General features: G+C 70.7%; 1 protein-coding gene and 1 pseudogene. One reads left to right on the plus strand and one right to left on the minus strand.

Features of this window, described 5'->3' with window-relative positions; all coding sequences use genetic code 11:
• Positions 1-80: 80 nt before the first annotated feature.
• Positions 81-785, plus strand: coding sequence for an SAM-dependent methyltransferase (locus AB0M20_RS45030; protein ID WP_364307765.1), 705 nt, complete (start codon positions 81-83; stop codon positions 783-785).
• Here the strand turns inward: AB0M20_RS45030 and AB0M20_RS45035 are convergent.
• A pseudogene (locus AB0M20_RS45035) lies at positions 775-1,128 on the minus strand (NADPH:quinone reductase); the annotation flags it as partial. The gene AB0M20_RS45030 and the pseudogene AB0M20_RS45035 overlap by 11 nt on opposite strands.

A 1,128-nucleotide genomic window follows, 5' to 3' on the forward strand; every position in this document is an offset into this window, starting at 1 on the left:
AGCCGGCCTGCTCTGCCAGCGCCCCTTCGGTCACCTGTCCGTCGTTCAAGATCTAGTAGTAGGCGGGCGTTAACGCAATTCTGGCGCCCGCCCCCGCGGCCGCCGAGGCGGTGCTGCAGGTGGCGCCGGAGATGCGCGAGGTGGCGCGGGAGGGCCGCGCGGCGATCCGCCGGTCGGTCGAGCACATCGTCAAGTCGGGCGTGCGGCAGATCATCGACATCGGATCCGGCCTGCCGACGGGTGAGAACGTGCACGACATCGCGCACGCCATCGACCCGTCGGTCCGGGTGGTCTATGTGGACCTCGACGACGTCGTGGTGATCCACGGCCGGGCGCTGCTGTCGTCGCCGCGGACCGCGATGATCCGCGGCGACGTCTGCGACCCGTCGCCGCTGCTCAACGACCCCGAGCTGCGAGCGCTGATCGATCTCGGCCGGCCGGTCGGCGTGCTGATGATGTACCTGCTGCACCTCATCCCCGACACGGCCGGGCCGCAGGCGGCGGTGGCACAGCTGCGCGACGCCCTCGCGCCGGGCAGCATGCTCTCGATCACGCACGCGGCCAACGACCGGCGGCCCGAGTACGTGGCCCGCATCTCGGCCATCTACGCGCGGGCGAACCAGCCGTTCACCCCGCGTGGCAAGGACGAGATCGCCGCGTTCTTCGGTGACTGGGAGCTGGAGGAGCCCGGGCTGGTCAACGTGTGGCCGTACCGGACCCCGCCGCCGGCCATGAACCCCGAGCTGCTCGACCTGGGCTACTCCAGCGTCGCCGTCAAGCGCTGACGTCCACGATCACCTTGCCCACGGCGCCGTCCTCGACGGCCTGCTGCGCGGCGCCGGTCTCGGCCAGCGGGAAGCGCAGCAGCGGCAGCCCGTGCTCTTCACCGACCGGCAGCGCGCCGTCGCGCACCGCGGCGTTGACGTCCTCGGCACCGGCCGCCAGCGCCTCCTGCCCCACCGTGTAGAGCACGAGGAACTGGTACCGGACGTTGAGCATCATGCTCTGCCGGACGCTCAGCTCCAGCTTGGCGCCCCCGTCGTCGGCATAGCTCGCGATCGTGCCGTGGTTCTTGAGCACCGCGAGGTCGAGGTCGATGTTCTTCGCCACGGCGACGTCGACAATGAT

This window comes from Actinoplanes sp. NPDC051633 (assembly GCF_040681735.1).
GTDB lineage: Bacteria > Actinomycetota > Actinomycetes > Mycobacteriales > Micromonosporaceae > Actinoplanes.